General features: G+C 68.6%; 14 protein-coding genes. 6 read left to right on the top strand and 8 right to left on the bottom strand.

All coding sequences use genetic code 11. The features are described 5' to 3' along the window. Positions 1 to 165 precede the first annotated feature (165 nt). A complete protein-coding gene (locus CFB82_RS27145; protein WP_089486021.1) occupies positions 166 to 1,680 on the top strand; it encodes an acetyl-CoA hydrolase/transferase family protein in 1,515 nt (504 codons plus the stop codon). 37 nt (positions 1,681 to 1,717) lie between these two features. Here the strand turns inward: CFB82_RS27145 and CFB82_RS27140 are convergent, their stop codons facing one another. Further along, positions 1,718 to 3,247 carry a DHA2 family efflux MFS transporter permease subunit gene (locus CFB82_RS27140; protein WP_069251324.1) on the bottom strand — a complete coding sequence of 510 codons (1,530 nt, stop codon included), beginning with the start codon at positions 3,245 to 3,247 and terminating at the stop codon, positions 1,718 to 1,720. Positions 3,248 to 3,369: 122 nt separating this feature from the next. On the opposite strand from CFB82_RS27140, the gene CFB82_RS27135 reads away from it, so the two are divergent. After that, positions 3,370 to 3,810 carry a MarR family winged helix-turn-helix transcriptional regulator gene (locus tag CFB82_RS27135; RefSeq protein WP_047850156.1) on the top strand — a complete coding sequence of 147 codons (441 nt, stop codon included), beginning with the start codon at positions 3,370 to 3,372 and terminating at the stop codon, positions 3,808 to 3,810. Positions 3,811 to 4,051: 241 nt separating this feature from the next. On the opposite strand, the gene CFB82_RS27130 is transcribed toward CFB82_RS27135, so the two are convergent. Beyond that, positions 4,052 to 4,549, bottom strand: a complete 498-nt coding sequence (locus CFB82_RS27130) for a DUF2938 domain-containing protein (protein WP_089486020.1) — start codon at positions 4,547 to 4,549, stop codon at positions 4,052 to 4,054. A 140-nt stretch (positions 4,550 to 4,689) separates the two neighbouring features. On the opposite strand from CFB82_RS27130, the gene CFB82_RS27125 reads away from it, so the two are divergent. Together CFB82_RS27125 and CFB82_RS27120 are read left to right on the top strand one after the other, a co-directional pair. Further along, a complete protein-coding gene (locus tag CFB82_RS27125) occupies positions 4,690 to 5,115 on the top strand; it encodes a helix-turn-helix domain-containing protein (protein ID WP_089486019.1) in 426 nt (141 codons plus the stop codon). Between the two features lie 116 nt (positions 5,116 to 5,231). Next, complete coding sequence (locus CFB82_RS27120) at positions 5,232 to 5,957, top strand: hypothetical protein (RefSeq protein ID WP_143750973.1); 726 nt, start codon at positions 5,232 to 5,234, stop codon at positions 5,955 to 5,957. A 1-nt stretch (position 5,958) separates the two neighbouring features. On the opposite strand, the gene CFB82_RS27115 is transcribed toward CFB82_RS27120, so the two are convergent. Both CFB82_RS27115 and CFB82_RS27110 read right to left on the bottom strand, forming a co-directional pair. Then, the gene (locus CFB82_RS27115; protein WP_069251328.1) at positions 5,959 to 6,861 is read right to left on the bottom strand and encodes a helix-hairpin-helix domain-containing protein; all 903 of its coding nucleotides are present in this window, start codon (positions 6,859 to 6,861) and stop codon (positions 5,959 to 5,961) included. Between the two features lie 181 nt (positions 6,862 to 7,042). Beyond that, positions 7,043 to 8,578, bottom strand: coding sequence for a sigma-70 family RNA polymerase sigma factor (locus tag CFB82_RS27110; protein ID WP_089486017.1), 1,536 nt, complete (start codon positions 8,576 to 8,578; stop codon positions 7,043 to 7,045). Positions 8,579 to 8,875: 297 nt separating this feature from the next. Between CFB82_RS27110 and CFB82_RS27105 the strand changes: the two genes are divergently transcribed. Then, positions 8,876 to 9,313 carry a hypothetical protein gene (locus tag CFB82_RS27105; RefSeq protein WP_089486016.1) on the top strand — a complete coding sequence of 146 codons (438 nt, stop codon included), beginning with the start codon at positions 8,876 to 8,878 and terminating at the stop codon, positions 9,311 to 9,313. Positions 9,314 to 9,346: 33 nt separating this feature from the next. Further along, positions 9,347 to 10,195: an SH3 domain-containing protein gene (locus CFB82_RS27100; protein ID WP_089486015.1), complete on the top strand. Its 849-nt coding sequence runs from the start codon at positions 9,347 to 9,349 to the stop codon at positions 10,193 to 10,195. Positions 10,196 to 10,334: 139 nt separating this feature from the next. Here the strand turns inward: CFB82_RS27100 and ilvD are convergent, their stop codons facing one another. The 4 genes from ilvD to CFB82_RS27080 form a co-directional block, all read right to left on the bottom strand. Next, positions 10,335 to 12,194 (bottom strand): dihydroxy-acid dehydratase, encoded by a 1,860-nt coding sequence (ilvD, locus tag CFB82_RS27095; protein WP_069251334.1) that lies wholly within the window; start codon positions 12,192 to 12,194, stop codon positions 10,335 to 10,337. A gap of 330 nt (positions 12,195 to 12,524) precedes the next feature. Then, positions 12,525 to 13,547: an Ldh family oxidoreductase gene (locus CFB82_RS27090; protein WP_089486014.1), complete on the bottom strand. Its 1,023-nt coding sequence runs from the start codon at positions 13,545 to 13,547 to the stop codon at positions 12,525 to 12,527. Position 13,548: 1 nt separating this feature from the next. Next, the gene (locus tag CFB82_RS27085; RefSeq protein ID WP_089486013.1) at positions 13,549 to 15,132 is read right to left on the bottom strand and encodes an aldehyde dehydrogenase (NADP(+)); all 1,584 of its coding nucleotides are present in this window, start codon (positions 15,130 to 15,132) and stop codon (positions 13,549 to 13,551) included. Positions 15,133 to 15,207: 75 nt separating this feature from the next. Continuing rightward, entirely contained in the window at positions 15,208 to 16,833 is a 1,626-nt protein-coding gene (locus tag CFB82_RS27080; protein ID WP_089486012.1) for an APC family permease, read from the bottom strand. Between the last annotated feature and the right edge of the window lie 43 nt (positions 16,834 to 16,876).

The raw sequence follows: 16,876 nt of genomic DNA, 5'->3' as shown, positions 1-16,876 counted from the left end.
CGGCAAGGATCTTTTGCATTTAGCGGACATTTCGCGGCGATTGCCTCTGCGATACTCCGACCGTGCCTGTGGTGCCGGCCGCCCCTCGCGGCCCCAAGGGCTTCATGTCGCTCAGGAGACACCCCCCGCGACGTCAACGACAGACCCAAGCGTCAGAAACCAGCCATGTCTTCATCACGCATCCTCGCTCCCGCCCTGCGTTCGCTCGTCCGCACCGCCGACGAAGCCGCCGCGCTGATCCGTCCCGGCATGACCGTCGCCATGAGCGGCTTCACGGGCTCCGGCTATCCGAAGGCCGTGCCGGCCGCGCTTGCCGCCCACATCGACGCGGCGCACACGCGCGGCGAGGACTTCCGGATCAACGTGCTGACGGGCGCGTCGACCGCGCCGGAACTCGACGGCGCGCTCGCCCGCACCAACGGCATCTCGATGCGCCTGCCGTACCAGTCCGACCCGACGTTGCGCGACAAGATCAACGGCGGCGAAGTCGACTACCAGGACGTCCACCTGAGCCACGTCGCGCAGTACGCATGGTTCGGGCTGTACGGCGATCTCGATGTCGCGATCGTCGAAGTCGCGGGCATCCGCGAGGACGGGCTGCTGATTCCGTCCGCGTCGATCGGCAACAACAAGACCTGGCTCGAACGCGCGAAGCACGTGATCCTCGAGGTCAACTCGCGCCAGCCGCTCGGCCTCGACGGGATGCACGACGTCTATTACGGCACCGCGCTGCCGCCGCACCGCAAGCCGATTCCGCTGACGAAGAGCGACGACCGGATCGGCGAGCCGTACCTGCGCTGCCCGGCCGACAAGATCGTCGCGATCGTCGAGACGGACGCGCCGGACCGCAGCAACGCGTTCTCCGCGCCGGACGCGACGTCCAAGCAGATCGCGCTGCAACTGATCGACTTCCTGCGTCACGAAGTGAAGCGCGGCCGCCTGCCGGAGAACCTGCTGCCACTGCAGTCGGGTGTCGGCAACATCACGAACGCGGTGCTCGCGGAGCTCAGCTCGGCCGGCTTCTCGCACCTGACCGCGTACACCGAAGTGATCCAGGACGGCATGCTCGACCTGCTCCAGGACGGCACGCTGGACTTCGCGTCGGCCACCGCGCTGTCGCTGAGCCCGGCCGCCGTGCAGCGCTTCGCCGACGAAATCGCGACGTTCCGCGAGAAGATCGTGCTGCGCCCGCAGGAGATCAGCAACCATCCGGAACTCGTGCGCCGGCTCGGCTGCATCGCGATGAACGGGATGATCGAGGCCGACATCTACGGCAACGTGAACTCGACGCACGTGATGGGCACGAAGATCCAGAACGGCATCGGCGGCTCGGGCGACTTCGCGCGCAACGGCTACCTGTCGTGCTTCATGTCGGCGAGCACGGCGAAGGGCGGTGCGATCTCGCGGATCGTGCCGATGGCGAGCCACGTCGATCACACCGAGCACGACGTCGCGGTGGTCGTCACCGAGCAGGGCCTCGCGGACTTGCGCGGCCTGTCGCCGAAGCAGCGCGCGCGCAAGATCATCGCGACCTGCGCGCATCCCGACTACCGGCCGATGCTCGAGGATTACTTCGAGCGCGCGTCGCGCGAAAGCTTCGGCAAGCACACGCCGCACCTGCTCGCCGAGGCGCTGTCGTGGCACGAGCGCTATGTGCGCACGGGCACGATGAAGGCCTGACGCGGAGCGAAGCGGGCGCGCGCTCTGCGTGCGCCCGTCAATCCATCGCCGCGTGCGCGATCTCCACGCTCGCCGCTTTCTGTGGCGGGCGGATCAGCAGCAACAGCGGAATCATCAGCAGCGTCGCGACGAACATCAGCTTGAAGTCGTTCAGGTACGCGATCATCGACGCCTGCTGGTTGATCGTGCGGTCGAGCAGCGCGATGTCGAGGCGGCTGCCGGCCATCGCCTGCACGGCCGGGTTGAACGGCGTGATGTGGGTCGCGAGGTCGGCATGGGCGACCTGTGTGTTGCGCGTCATCAGCGTCTGCACGATCGAGATGCCGATACTGCTGCCGATGTTGCGCATCAGGCTGTAGGTGGCCGTGCCGTCCGCACGCAGGTCGGGCGGCAGCGTCGAGAACGACAGCGCGCTCAGCGGCACGAACACGAGCCCCAGCCCGAAGCCCTGCACCACGCCCGGCCACACGATGTCCGCTTCGGACAGCACGACCGTGTACTGCATCATCTGCCACAGTGCGAGCGCGGAAATCGACAGTCCCGCAAGCAGCAGCATCCGCGCATCCACGTATTTCAGCAGCCTGCCGACGAACAGCATCGCGATCATCGTGCCGGCGCCGCTTGGCGCGGTGACGAGGCCCGTCGTCGCGACCGGGTAGCCCATCAGGTTCTGCAGCATCGGCGGCAGCAGCGCGCGTGTCGCGTACAGCACCGCGCCGACCACGAAGATGAACAGCGTGCCCGTGGCGAAGTTCGGGTCGCGCAGCAGTTCCGACTTGAAGAACGACGCCTTGCCGACGGTCGCCGTATGCACGAGGAAGAACGCGAAGCTGAGCGCCGCGACGATCGCCTCGATGCGGATCTCATACGAGCCGAACCAGTCGAGCTGTTCGCCGCGGTCGAGCATCGCCTGGAACGCGCCGATCGCGAGCGCCAGCGTCGCGAACCCGAATGCGTCGAACTTCACGTGCGGGCGCGGCGCGCGTGCGGGCAGGAAGGTCATCACGCCGGCGAGCGCGAACGCGCCGATCGGCACGTTGATGAAGAACACCCAGCGCCAGTTGTAGCTGTCGGTGAGCCAGCCGCCGAGCGTCGGGCCGAGGATCGGGCCGACCATCACGCCCATTCCCCAGATCGCCATCGCCTGGCCTTGTTTCTCGCGCGGATTGATGTCGAGCAGGATCGACTGCGACAGCGGCACCAGCGCGGCGCCGAACACGCCTTGCAGCAGACGCGCGCCGACGATCTGCACGAGCGTCTCGGACAGCCCGCACAGCGCCGACGCGACCGTGAAGCCCGCGATCGACACGATCAGCAGCCGCTTCACGCTGAGCCGGTCGGACAGCCAGCCGGTGAGCGGCGTCGCGATCGCCGCCGCGACAATATACGAGGTCAGCACCCACGTGATCTCGTCCTGCGACGCGGACAGCGTGCCCTGCATGTGCGGCAGCGCGACGTTCGCGATCGTGCTGTCGAGGGTCTGGATCAGCGTGGCGAGCATGATCGACAAGGTCAGCATCGGCCGGTTCAGGGCGGGCGAGGCGGGGGCGTCGGCGGCGGGGTTCAAGCGGGTGTCTCCACGGGGCGGTCGCCGTGGGCGGCGATCCGGTATGGCTGGAATTATAAGCACGCTTATTATATATCCGCTTATCGCCGAGGCAGGGCCGGCTTGACCCCTATAATCGCCGCATGGACAAGACTTACGAGAACCGGATCGGCTATCTGATCGCCGATGTCGCCCGCCTGAACGGACGCCTGTTCGACCGGCGCGCGAAGCGGATCGGGCTGACACGGGCGCAAAGCCGCGTGCTCGCGTACCTGACGTGGAAGGGCGAGATGAATCAGGCGCGCCTCGCCGAATGGCTCGAGATCGCGCCGATCTCGCTCACGCGGCTGCTCGACCGGATGGAAAGCTATGGCTGGATCGAGCGCATCGCGAACGACGACGATCGCCGCGCATTCGTGATCCGGCTGACCGACAAGTCGCGCGAGATCTTTCCGCAGATGCTTGAAGTGGGTGACACCGTCGCCGACGACGGGCTGCGCGGCTTCACGCCCGACGAGCGCGATACGCTGGTGCGGCTGCTCGGGCGCGTGCGCCACAACCTGATCGATTGCGGCGGGGAGTGATGTGGCCCGTCATGCGGGCGGGCCGGATGAGCGACTTGAAAACACCGGGCGGCAACGCGCAACCACACTGCGTTTGCCCGCATGCCGACATGCGGCGTTGTCATCGCGGTACCCGGCGCGGCCTTCGTCCGGCCGGCACATGACGATGCGCCCGTCGTGCTCGACGAAGCGCGTGCATGGGTGTCGACGTTGGCCCGGTTGAGCCGACGCTACCCGTTACGGTCCTGCCGAGTCGATGTGCTCAACGGGCCAGCGCCGCGAGCATGAACGCCGCCAGATAAAGCCCCACCCCGTACGACAGATGCGTGATGAGACTGCGCCGCCGCGCGACGCCCGGGTTCGGCGTGCGCGACGCCGCGATGCCGAAGCCGAACGCAGGCTGCATCACGAAGAACGGCGCGACCACGCTGGCGAGGCCGGCGACGAGCGCGGGGAGCGGGGTCGGCGTGCCGATCCATTGCGGGCCCGCGATCGCGACGGGCAGCGCCGCGAACGCGATGCCGATCGCATAATGCGCGATCCAGCCGAGCGCGCGTTCGCCCGGCACGGGCGCCGCGGCACCGATTGACACGTGCCGGAACCGGCCTTGCATCATGTGACCGATCCAGCGGCCGACCAGCGCGTAGTCGAGCGACGGAATGCCGAATACACGCCGCTGGAACAGCGTCCACAGATCCATCACGAGCGTGGCGCCCGTGCCGATCAGCAACAGGTTGAGCAGGACATCGGGCAGGCTCATCGCGACCCTCCGCGGAGCAGGGAAAGGGCTGCGCGGTGCAGCGGAATACAGCATGGTTTCAGCGGTTTCATGGCAGTCCGGGCTTGTCTTGATGGCGTCGAACGACTATCTTGCAACTTCAAGTTCACTTGAGGTCAAGCATGAGCCGGCTGGACATTGCAGAGGTGGCGCGACGCTCGGGATTGCCCGCGTCGACGCTGCGTTACTACGAGGAAAAAGGGCTGATCGTCCCGACCGGCCGCCACGGGCTGCGGCGGCAATACGACGAGTCGGTGCTGGAGCGCCTGGCGCTGATCGCACTGGGCCGCGAGGCCGGGTTTTCGCTCGACGACATCCTCGCGATGGTCGGCACGGACGGACGGCCCGCGATCGATCGCGCGAAGCTCGACGGCAAGGCCGACGAACTCGACCGCACGATTCGCCGTCTCGGCGCCGTACGCGATGCGTTGCGGCATGCGGCCGTGTGCCCGGCATCGAACCATCTCGAATGCCCGTCGTTCCAGAAGCTGCTGCGCATTGCCGCGCATCGCCATCCGGCGCGCCGCACGAAGACGGAAGGCGCGTAGGCGGCGAGCCGTTCGGTGCCAGACATCGCAAACAGGAACAACGGGGTTGCAGCGTGTGGATTTTGCTTGTGTTTCCTGCCGCGTATGCGGCATCGAGGGTCGCGCCGCATTACGGGGTGCTCGCCGGGCTCGCGACGGTGGCCGTCGTGATGGTGACGCCGCCCGTGCTGTTGGCGTTGGGAATGGATTGGGTGACACGGCGGCGCGGGGGTGTTGAACCGCCTGTGGTGACCGCACCGGCTGTACAGACCGATAGTCTGGACGACGAACCGGTTGACGGGCCCGATGACACACCTGATATGCCGCTTCGATACGGCGAGCAGGCACGATTCAAGCAACTGGTTCTGATTACCGACACCGGGCGGCCCGAGGTCACGCGCCGTTTCTACGACAAGGCGAAGCAGGCGATCGAAGCGTACGTGGATGTCGAGGCGGGGCGCGACGGTTCGGGCGCGGCGATGGTGTCGACGGCCGACCTCGCCCCGGCAGACGGCTTGCCCGCCGCGCCGCCGGACGAAACGCTGACCGTGTTCGTGTCGAACGACGGCGCGTGGTCGGGGTTTCGCGTCGGTGACGACAGCTTCCGGTTCCGCCACGGCGCAATCACGAGATTGCGACTCACGCACGTGATGCCGGTTCGCTGGAACGGCGACTACATGGTGACGTTCTGGTTCGACGTGCCGAAGCGGGAGCACAGGACCGATTACAACACGTATTCGACCGGGTTCGATCTCGGGGTGAACCGTGCCAGCCGCCATTCCCGCTCGCTCAACCAGGCCTTTCGCCAGATTGCGTCGGTGCTCGACGTCCCGTTCGACGTCGACGAGATCGGCGACGACTGATTTATCCCGCGTAATACACGCGGCATTCCTGCTCGCGCCCGCGCACGATGCGCTTGCCGGCGAGCGAGCCGTACGTTTCGGTGAAGACGGTGCGCTGATGCTCGCGTTGCAGGGCGTCGTAGAAATAGAGCGACACCCAGTCCGTCGGGCGGGACGCCTCCGGCGTGCGCATCGCGGCGTGCAGGCACAGCGCGGTGAAATGCCAGCCGCCCTTGGTCATGTGCATCACGGGCAGCGGCACGGTGTCGTCCGCATTCGGGCGCCGATGCGCGGTGACGCGTTGCACGACGCCAGGCGTCGGCAATACGCCCGCGGCGGCCTTGTTGCGGTACAGGCGGTCGATGTAGAGCAGCAGTTCGACGGGCGGCTCCGTGCCGCGGCCGGCGTCCTGCACGTGGCCCTGCCAGCGCCGGCGGCGGCTCAGCACGTCGTCGAGCGCGGTGCGGATGCCGGCCGCGCGCCGCGGGCCGACGCCCGAGATCGTTTCGAGCTGGCCGTTGCGGGCCGCGCGTTCGAGTTCCTCGAGCGTATCGATGTGCAGCAGGTCGTGAATGCGCAGCGCGAGCGCGTGGCCGATGCCCGGCACCGCTTCGAACGCGGACGTGCGTTCGGCGTCGCCGCACAGCCGGTCGAGCTGGCGCCAGCGCCCCGTCACCAGCAGCTCGGCAATCGCCTGGGCGACGCCCGTGCCGACTTCGGGCAGCATCCCGAGCGCATCGACGCCGCCGGACTCGAACAGGGTGCGGATGTCGAGGTCGAGCGCGTCGACCGTCTCCGCCGATGCGCGGTATGCTGCGACCCGGTACGGATTCGCGCCCTGGTCAGCCAGCCGCTGCGCCGCCTCGCGCAGGCAGGCCGCGATATGCCGGTTTTCCTCGAACGTTTGGCTGACGGTCATCTGCATGGCGAGGGACCTGGGGACGCACAAACGGAATGGACACGGCTAACGATGCGCCGGTCGGCTTTTCATCATTGTCACGACACGCGATGAAGAAAACTTGACGCACGTCAATGGCAAACGTAGCACAGGTTCGAAGCGCACGGTCGTGCCGGAAAGCGGCACGACCGTGCGTCGCGTGACGCCGTCACGCGTCGAGGAACGATTGCGCATTTTCGGCCTCGGCGGCCGTGCGCAACGCGGCGAGCGCCCGTTTCTCGATCTGCCGCACCCGTTCGCGCGACATGCCCGCGTCCTGCGCGATCGCGTCGTAGGTATCGGGCTCGGCGCCGCCGAGGCCGAACCGCCGGCGCAGCACGTCGGCCTCGGCCGGCGTGACCGACCGGAGCAGCGACCTCACGCATTCGCGCATGCGCGTGTCGGCCAGTTGCTCGAACGGGCTGGCCGACGCCTGGTCCTCGATCAGCTCGACGAGGCCGGTGTCGGCGTCGGGCAGCGGCGCGTCGAGCGACACGGGCTCGGCAGGCAGCGCGAGCACCGCGCGCAGCTTGTCCTCGTCGAGGCCGGTTTCGGCCGCGAGGTCGGCCGGCGTCGCCCGGCGGCCCGTGCGCTGCTGAAAACGCAGTGCATGCCGCTGTACCCGCTGGTACTGGTCGCCGACGTGCACGGGGACGCGGATCGTGCGGGCGCGATCCGCGACCGCGCGCGCGATCGCCTGGCGGATCCACCAGGTCGCATAGGTCGAGAACTTGAACCCGCGCCGGTATTCGAATTTCTCGATCGCGCGCATCAGGCCGAGGCTGCCGTCCTGCACGAGATCGGGCAGGTCGACGCCGCGGTTCATGTACTTGCGCGCGATCGACAGCACGAGCCGCAGGTTCGCCTCGAGCATCGCGCGCGTGGCGTCGCGCACTTTCTGCTGGCCGTCGGCAAGCGCTGCGGCGAGCGCCCGCCGCGCGACCGTGTCGAAGCAGGCGGCTTCGCCCGCCGCGGCGCCATGCGGCGCGGACACGAGCGTGCGCACGACGCCGCTCGCGTCGTCGACGGCCGATGCGACCCACGTGATCGAGCCGAGCAGGGCGGCGACGTGGTTGCGTGCGTCACGGTATTCGGCCGAACGGAAGCCCTGCGCGTGCAACGCGCCGCGCAAGGCCGCGACGGCCGCCTGCAGCGCGTCGTAGCTGGCCGGCGCAGGCGTGTCGCCGGCGTCGTCGTCGGACGATCCGGCTGCGCTGGTCGAGGCCGTTGCGCGATGACGCGCAAGCAGCGCGTCCACCGCCGCCGGATAGCCGGCGAGCGCGTGCAGGATCTGGTGGCGACCCGTCTCGATCTCGCGCGCCAGCACGATTTCGCCTTCGCGCGTGAGCAGCGGCACCGCCTGCATGCGGCGCATGTAGAGGGCGAGCGGATCGGTCGATGCGCTCGTGCCGCGTGCGAGGTCGCCGAGCATCGCGCGGCCTTCGTCGAGCGCATCGCGATCGACGTCGACAGGCGCCGAACCGGCGAACGGCGCAGGCGCGGCCGGCTCGTCGAGCACGGCGATGCCGATGTCGGCGAGCGCGGCGCGCACGACGTCGAGCGCGTCGGGGCTGTCGCTTTCGGGCGGCAGCGCGTCGACGAGGTCGGCGTGGGTCAGATAACCCTGTTCGCCGGCGAGCGCCAGCAACTGGATGATCGGATCGAGCGGCGTGTCCGCCCGGGGAGTGGGCCGTGGCGTAGTCATGTCGATGGCGGCGTGAACCGCGTTCCTGTCTGGGCGGGCCGAAGTCCGCTGGTTTCGGGCCGCCGGTTGTTCGCGAACCCCGTCCGCGCCGGCCAGCCTGACATCGTTCAAGTTGAGGGCATTTGCGCGAACTTCAACGCGAGCGCGGCAGACGGGCCAGCACGCGGCGTGCCCGCGCGCCCGTCCGGTGCAGGAAACAAAAAGTAACCGATCATACCGAGCGGAAATCTGCAGGGGACGTAAGCTAGAGTCAGGCGCGCGCCCGGCGGCGACGCGCGGATTCTGCCGGAGCAACACATGACCCCGATTCCTGTCGCGAGGTGTGCGGTATTCGCATTGACGACGCTGACCCTCGGCGGCTGCTATTACACGAGTCCGTATGGCTATGCTCCGTACTACGCACCGGCGCCGGCCACGCTGACGCAGCGCGAGATCCCCGTCACGCCGGCTGCACCGGGCACCACTGCGCCGGGCTCGGCTGCGGCGGCGGTCGTGCCGCCGGTGGTCGACCCGGCTCCCGTCTATGTCGCGCCGGCCTATCCGCCGCCGTATCCCTATCCGTATCCGTACTATGCCCCCGCGTATTACCCGGGCTGGTACGGCTGGGGCGCACCGGCGATCTCGGTCGGCTTCTGGGGCGGATGGGGCGGCGGCTGGCGTGGACGCGGCGGGTACGGGCATCGTCCGTGGGGCGGCGGCCACTGGGGTGGCGGCTGGGGCGGGCATCGGCATTGACCGGCGCGCGGCGGCACCGTGCGGGAGAGCATCATGAGGAACACGATTGTCCGAAGCCTGTACGTCGTCCTGCTCGGCCTGGCGGCTGCGCCAGGTATTACACAGGCACAGAGCACCGGCTACACGAATTCGCCGGCCGAACTGTTCGCCGGGCCGGCGCCCGACTATCCGGTCGTCGCGCAGATTCCGCCGGGCACCGCGCTGGACGTGTTCGGCTGCCTGAGCGACTACACGTGGTGCGACGTCGCGCTGCCGGGCGTGCGCGGCTGGATCGACGCGCAACTGATCGACTATCCGTACCAGGGCGGTTACGCGCCGCTGCTCGAATATGGCGCGATCATCGGCGTGCCGATCACGGGGTTCGCGATCGGGGCGTACTGGGATCGCCACTACCGTCACCGGCCGTGGTTCCACGACCGCGATCGGTGGGAACACCGCGCGGAACCGCGGCTCGGCCCGGGCGGCGTGCCGCCGGGACAGGGGCGCCCGCAACCGGGCGGGCCGCCGCAGGCCGCACCGGGCGGACCGCCCCCCGTGCACGACGCGCGACCGTCCGCTGCACGCGGCGGCTGGAACGGCGCGATTCGCACGCAGCCGCCGGCTGCGGCTGCGCCCGCGCCCGCGCCGATGCCGGGTGCAGCCGGCAATCCGCGTCCGGCAGCGCCGCCGCCGGCCGTCGTGCATCCGCCGCCGGCCGCCGTCATGCGTCCGCCTCCCGCGCCGGGCGGTGAGGGCCGTTCGATGCCGGTACCGGTGCACCCGGGCGGCGGTGGGGGTGGCGGCGGTGGTTATGGTGGTGCGCGGCCGCAAGGCGGCGGGAACGGCGGCGGAAGCCACGGTGGTGGCGGAGGAGGCGGCGGTCCGGAAGAATTCCGTCACTGACGATGTCGATGCATTCGGTCGGCCAGGACGAAAAAAAGCCGCTCCGGAGAGCGGCTTCTGGATCGGGCGAGCGGGCGGTCGGACGGCCCGCGACCGGCTACGTGTTACAAGCAGCCGGCCGTGCTGGCGACTACCCCTCTCAGTCGTCGAGCAGCGACAGGTCGCGCACGGCACCCTTGTCGGCGGACATGACCAGCTTCGCGTAGGCCTTCAGCGCAGCGGACACCTTGCGCGGACGCGGCTGCGCCGGCTTCCAGCCCTTTGCGTTCTGCTCTTCGCGGCGGCGCGCCAGTTCCTCGTCCGACACCAGCACGTCGATCGTGCGGTTCGGGATGTCGATACGGATCTTGTCGCCGTCGCGCACGAGGCCGATCGCGCCGCCCGCTGCCGCTTCCGGCGAGCAATGGCCGATCGACAGGCCCGACGTGCCGCCCGAGAAGCGGCCGTCCGTCAGCAGCGCGCATGCCTTGCCGAGGCCCTTCGACTTGATGTAGCTGGTCGGGTAGAGCATTTCCTGCATGCCGGGGCCGCCCTTCGGGCCTTCGTAGCGCACGATCACCACGTCACCGGCCTTGACCTTGTCATTCAGGATGTTGTCGACGGCCTCATCCTGCGATTCGGTCACGTGTGCCGTGCCTTCGAACACGAGGATGCTTTCGTCGACGCCGGCCGTCTTCACCACGCAGCCGTCGACCGCGATGTTGCCCGTCAGCACGGCGAGGCCGCCTTCCTTCGAGAACGCATGCTCGTACGAGCGGATGCAGCCTTCGGCGCGATCGAGGTCGAGGCTCGGCCAGCGCGTGTTCTGGCTGAACGCGACCTGCGTCGGGATACCGGCCGGGCCGGCCTGGTAGAACGTGCGGACCGCGTCGTCCTGCGTGCGGACGATGTCCCACTGGTCGAGGGCGTCCTTCAGCGACGGCGCGTGCACGGTCGGCACGTCGGTGTGCAGCTTGCCGGCGCGGTCGAGCTCGCCGAGGATCGCCATGATGCCGCCTGCGCGGTGCACGTCCTCGATGTGGTACTTGTTCGTGTTCGGCGCGACCTTGCACAGCTGCGGCACGACGCGCGACAGGCGGTCGATGTCCTTCATCGTGAAGTCGATGCCGGCTTCCTGCGCGATCGCCAGCAGGTGCAGGATCGTGTTGGTCGAACCGCCCATCGCGATGTCGAGCGTCATCGCGTTCTCGAATGCCTTGAAGCCCACCGAGCGCGGCAGCACGCGTTCGTCGTCCTGTTCGTAGTGCTGGCGGGTGAGTTCGACGATGCGACGGCCGGCGCGCTTGAACAGTTGCTCGCGATCGGCGTGCGTGGCCACCACCGTGCCGTTGCCGGGCAGCGACAGGCCGAGCGCTTCGGTCAGGCAGTTCATCGAGTTCGCGGTGAACATGCCCGAGCACGAGCCGCAGGTCGGGCAGGCCGAGCGTTCGACTTCGGCGACTTCGGCGTCGGAATACGACGGGTCGACCGCGATCACCATCGCGTCGACCAGGTCGAGCTTCTTCACCTCGATGGCCTTGGTGACCGGGTTCGCGAGACGCGTCTTGCCCGCTTCCATCGGACCGCCCGACACGAAGATCACCGGGATGTTGAGGCGCATCGCGGCCATCAGCATCCCTGGCGTGATCTTGTCGCAGTTCGAGATGCAGACCATCGCGTCCGCGCAGTGCGCGTTCACCATGTATTCGACCGAGTCGGCGATGATGTCGCGGCTCGGCAGCGAATACAGCATGCCGTCGTGGCCCATCGCGATGCCGTCGTCGACCGCGATCGTGTTGAATTCCTTCGCGACGCCGCCGGCAGCCTCGATCTCGCGCGCGACGAGCTGACCGAGATCCTTCAGGTGCACGTGCCCCGGCACGAACTGGGTGAACGAGTTGACGACCGCGATGATCGGCTTCGAGAAATCGTCGTCTTTCATGCCGGTGGCACGCCAGAGCGAGCGCGCACCTGCCATGTTGCGGCCAGCGGTGGAAGTTTTGGAACGGTAAGTGGGCATGATCGTTGCTGAAGAAATATCGCGGGAAAAGGGTGGAGGCACGGGAATAAAGGCCTCTCTCGCGCCCGTGCGAACAACCTCTTGAGCTGCGCCCTGGGCAAACTCGGCGATTATCCCACAGCCGCCGGGCCCGCGGCGCCGGCGGGAGCGGGCGAGCGGCGCGGGTGGGGCGCGGCGGGCAGCGCGTAGGCGCACAAAGCGAACAATGCGTGGCGCGAAGACGCAATGGCGGGAACACGCGAAGCCGGAAGCCGGCCATCGCCAGCGGAGCCCGGCGGCGGCTTCATCGCCCGTCTTGCCGACGATGAAGCCGCACCGCTCGATCGCGCGTCAATCGAGCAGCGTCAGGATTTCGTCGTACAGCGCCTTCGGAATCCGCACGCCGTGCGCGATGCTGCGCGCGCGGGCGTCGAAGCGGCGTTGCGACGGCAGCCGCGCACCCTGCGCGACGATCGATTCGAACATCCGTTCGCCGCGCGCGAGCCCCGTGTCGAGATCGTCGCCGAGGAACACCTTCGGGTCGAACGCGATCACGAGCTCGCCATGGCATGGCGTCGCGCCGACGCCTTCGTCGAAGTCCATCGACTCGCGGCTCGTCATGTCGCCGATCAGCGCGCCGCCGAGCAGTTCGACCATCGCCGCGAGCGCCGAACCCTTGTGGCCGCCGAACGTGCGCATCGCGCCCTGCAGCGCGGCTTTCGGATCGGTGGTCGGCCGCCCGTCGGCATCGATTGCCCATTCCGGCGGGATCGCCTTGCCTTGCTTCGCATGCAGCTCGATGTCGCCGCGCGCGATCGCGCTCGTCGCGAAATCGAATACGAACGGCACGCCGCCCGGGCGCGGCCACGCGAACGCGATCGGGTTGGTGCCGAACACCGGCTCCTTGCCGCCTTCCGGCGCGACCCAGCTATGGCTCGGGTTCATCGCGATGCCGACGAGCCCCTCGGCCGCGATGGCCTCGACTTCCGGCCACAGCGCGGAGAAGTGGTAGCAGTGGTTGATCGTCATCGCGGCGATGCCGTGCTGCTTCGCCATCTCGACGAGCACCGGCAGGCCGGTCTCGAAGCTCAGCAGCGAAAAGCCGCGATGCGCGTCGACCGAGACGATCGACGAAGACAGCCGGCGCAGCGTCGGCACGGCTTGCGGATCGACCTTGCCCTTCTTCAGCGAACGCACGCAGACGAGCAGCCGGTACACGCCGTGCGAATGGCATTCGTCGCGCTGGCCCTGCGTGATCACGTTGGCGATGGCGCGCGCATGCGCGTCGGACATGCCGTTGTGCGTCAGCACGCGCAGCGCGAGCGCGTGGACTTCATCGAGCGACAGGACGACTTCGCCGGTGGATGCGGTCATCTCACGCCTCCCGCGGCGCGGGCACGCCGTCGATACGTTGCGGCACGTTCAGCGGATTGCCGCTGCGGATCGCGTCCGGCAGCAGCGCGTCCGGCAGGTCCTGATACGACACGGGGCGCAGGAAGCGCTCGATCGCGCGCGCGCCGACGGACGTCGTACGCGTGTCGGACGTGGCCGGGAACGGACCGCCGTGCACCATCGCATGGCCGACCTCGACACCCGTGCCGAAGCCGTTGACGAGAATGCGGCCGGCCTTGCGCTCGAGCAGTGGGCGCAGCGCGGCGAACAGCGGCGCGTCGCCGTCGGCGAGGTGCGCGGCGATCGTCAACTGGCCTTCGAGCGACTTCAGCACGCGATGCAGCGTGTCGGCGTCCGGGCAACGCACGATCAGCGAAGCGGGGCCGAACACCTCCTCGCGCAATTCGGGATGCGCGATGAAAGCGTCGGCGGAGGTCGCGAGCAGCGCCGCGCGGGCCTGCAGGCGATTGCCTTCGGCGCCTTGTGCGAGCAGCTCGACGGCAGCGTGATCGCGAAGCGCCGCGACGCCCTGTTCGTAGCTGGCGTGGATGTGCGGCGTCAGCATCGTTTGCGCGGGCGCGGCACGCACCGCAGCGGCGGCCGATTCCTCGAACGCGCGCAGCGCGGGCCCGTCGACGGCGAGCACGAGGCCCGGGTTCGTGCAGAACTGGCCGGCGCCGAGCGTGAGCGACGCGACGAACTGCGGCGCGATCGCATCGTGGCGGGCGTCGAGCGCGGCGGGAAACAGCAGCACGGGATTGATCGAGCTCATTTCCGCATAGACGGGAATCGGCTCGGGGCGGGCGGCCGCGATGTGCATCAGCGCGACGCCGCCGCCGCGCGAGCCGGTGAAGCCGACGGCCTTGATGCGCGGATCGGCGACGAGCGCCTGGCCGATTTCGCGTGATGCGTCGAACAGCAGCGAGAACACGCCGGCCGGCATCCCGCATTCACGCGCGGCCTGCTGGATCGCGCGGCCGACGAGTTCCGACGTGCCCGGATGTGCCGAATGCGCCTTGACGATCACCGGGCAGCCGGCCGCGAGTGCCGACGCGGTATCGCCGCCGGCGACCGAGAACGCGAGCGGGAAGTTCGACGCACCGAACACGGCGACGGGCCCGACCGCGACGTTGCGCAGGCGCAGGTCGACGCGCGGCAGCGGCTTGCGCTCGGGGCGCGCCGGATCGATCCGCGCGTCGAGAAAACCGCCGTCGCGCACGAGCGACGCGAACAGCGCGAGCTGGCCGACCGTGCGGCCGCGCTCGCCTTCGATGCGCGCACGCGGCAGGCCCGTTTCGATGACGCAGCGCTCGATCAGGTCGTCGCCGAGCGCCATGATGTGGCGGCCGATCGCGTCGAGAAACGCGGCGCGTGCTTCGAGCGACGTTTCGCGATAGGTGTCGAAGGCGTCATCGGCGAGCGCGCAGGCCGTCTCCAGGTCGTGCAGGCTCGCACCGCCGAAGGCAGGTTCGAGCCGTTCGCCGGTTGTGGCGGCGATCGCGTGGAGGGTGCCGTTCTGTCCGGCGACGGCGGACTGGCCGATCAGGAGCTGACCTGTGAGTTGCATGGTTTTCCTCGGAAAAAACAGGGGCCGGGCGTGGAGCGCCCGGCCGAAGGGATCATGGGAAGGGGAACGAGTGCGTCAGTCCTCGTCGTCGTCGAGTTGCAGCTTGTCGGCGCGCACGCCGGTATTCGCACCCCAGTAGTAGATGACGAGCGCGACGGCCGCGACGACGACCGTGTCGTACGGATGCGCGAGCCGGCCCGTGCCGCCGAAGCCGCCGAGATACGACAGCACGATCATCGCGGCATAGAACGCGATCAGCCATGCGGACGAACGCACTTGCTCGGCGAGGCTCAGGTGCGCGGTCGGCACCCAGCGGCGGCACGCGAGATAGATCACGAACATCACGATCTGCAGGCCGAGCAGCCAGGACACCGTGCTCCAGCCCGACCAGTAGACGATCAGCGCGGCGATCACGAACGACGCGGGGCCGGTGAGGCCGAACGCGCTGGCGCGGAACGGCCGCGGCAGGTCGGGTGCGGTGCGGCGGAGGGCGGCGACCGATACGGGGGCGACCGCATAGCTCAGCACCAGCGCGGCCGACACGATGTTGATCAGCGCTTCCCACGACGGGAACGGCAGGGTCCAGAAGATCGCGAGGCCGAACGTGAGCCACAGGCCCGCGCGCGGGATGCCCGACGCTTCGTCGACGCGCGTGAACACCTTGAAGAACGTGCCCGTCTTCGCCCAGCCGTAGACGACGCGCGGCGTTGCGTTCATGTAGATGTTGCCGCAGCCGCTCGGCGAGATCATCGCATCGGCGACGACCATCACCGCGAGCCAGCCGACGCCGAGCGCCAGCGCGATGTCGCGGTACGGCAGCGAGAACGCCTTGCTCACGTCGTGCCAGCCGGCGGCGAGCATGTCGGTGGGGATGCTGCCGATGAACGCGAGCTGCAGCAGCACGTAGATCAGCGTCGACAGCAGGATCGACAGGATCAGCGCGATCGGGATCGTGCGCTGCGGATTGCGCACCTCGCTCGCGACCGACACGATCGGCGTGAGCCCGAGGTACGCGAAGATGATGCCGCCCGCGGACACGGCCATCTCGATGCCCGGCATGCCGAACGGCGCGAAGCCCTGGATCGTCAGGTTCACGGGCTTGAAGAACGTGAACAGCACGCCGATCACCGCGAGCGGCACGATGAACTTGAAGACGCTGATGATGTTGTTCGCCTTCGCGAACGTCTTCACGCTCGAATAGTTCAGGTAAAAGAAGAAGCACAGCAGCGCGGCCTGCACGAGCCAGCCGAGCGTGGTCGGGTCGCTCGATCCAGCGACGGTCAGGCCCGGAAACCACGCAGCCGCATACTGGCGCGCGGCGACGACTTCGATCGCGATCAGGCTCGAAAAGGCGATCAGCGTGATGAAGCCCATCAGGTAGCCGAGCAGCGGGCCGTGCGAGAACACCGGGTAGCGGACCACGCCGCCCGCGCGCGGCAGCGCGGCGCCGAGTTCGCAGTAGACGATGCCGAGCAGCAGCACCGCGAAGCCGCCGAGCAGCCACGAGAAGATGCCGGCCGGGCCCGCGATCGTCGACACGTGACTCGCGGCGAACAGCCACCCCGAACCGAAAATGGCGCCGAGACCGATGAACGTGAGATCGGTCAGCGACAGCTGTTTCTTGAACTTGCCGTGACCCGCGTCGGGGTGCGCGGAACGGGAAAGCGGGACAGACGGGTGAGCGTTGCCTTGGCCTGGCATGGGCGTGTCTCCTGGAGGAATATCGGCACAGGCTTGAGGTGCG

Origin of the sequence: Burkholderia sp. HI2714 (assembly GCF_002223085.1) — a bacterium.
Classification (GTDB): Bacteria; Pseudomonadota; Gammaproteobacteria; order Burkholderiales; family Burkholderiaceae; genus Burkholderia; species Burkholderia lata_D.
Note: the sequence above shows the minus strand (reverse complement) of the source record. Positions and strands in the feature narration are given on the sequence as shown.

Excerpts from the sequence above, each read along its gene's own strand:
- CFB82_RS27145 (WP_089486021.1), top strand. The coding sequence starts at position 166 with ATGTCTTCATCACGCATCCTCGCTCCCGCCCTGCGTTCGCTCGTCCGC.
- CFB82_RS27135 (WP_047850156.1), top strand. The coding sequence starts at position 3,370 with ATGGACAAGACTTACGAGAACCGGATCGGCTATCTGATCGCCGATGTC.
- CFB82_RS27130 (WP_089486020.1), bottom strand. The coding sequence starts at position 4,549 with ATGAGCCTGCCCGATGTCCTGCTCAACCTGTTGCTGATCGGCACGGGC.
- CFB82_RS27125 (WP_089486019.1), top strand. The coding sequence starts at position 4,690 with ATGAGCCGGCTGGACATTGCAGAGGTGGCGCGACGCTCGGGATTGCCC.
- CFB82_RS27115 (WP_069251328.1), bottom strand. The coding sequence starts at position 6,861 with ATGCAGATGACCGTCAGCCAAACGTTCGAGGAAAACCGGCATATCGCG.
- CFB82_RS27110 (WP_089486017.1), bottom strand. The coding sequence starts at position 8,578 with ATGACTACGCCACGGCCCACTCCCCGGGCGGACACGCCGCTCGATCCG.
- CFB82_RS27105 (WP_089486016.1), top strand. The coding sequence starts at position 8,876 with ATGACCCCGATTCCTGTCGCGAGGTGTGCGGTATTCGCATTGACGACG.
- CFB82_RS27100 (WP_089486015.1), top strand. The coding sequence starts at position 9,347 with ATGAGGAACACGATTGTCCGAAGCCTGTACGTCGTCCTGCTCGGCCTG.
- ilvD (WP_069251334.1), bottom strand. The coding sequence starts at position 12,194 with ATGCCCACTTACCGTTCCAAAACTTCCACCGCTGGCCGCAACATGGCA.
- CFB82_RS27090 (WP_089486014.1), bottom strand. The coding sequence starts at position 13,547 with ATGACCGCATCCACCGGCGAAGTCGTCCTGTCGCTCGATGAAGTCCAC.
- CFB82_RS27085 (WP_089486013.1), bottom strand. The coding sequence starts at position 15,132 with ATGCAACTCACAGGTCAGCTCCTGATCGGCCAGTCCGCCGTCGCCGGA.
- CFB82_RS27080 (WP_089486012.1), bottom strand. The coding sequence starts at position 16,833 with ATGCCAGGCCAAGGCAACGCTCACCCGTCTGTCCCGCTTTCCCGTTCC.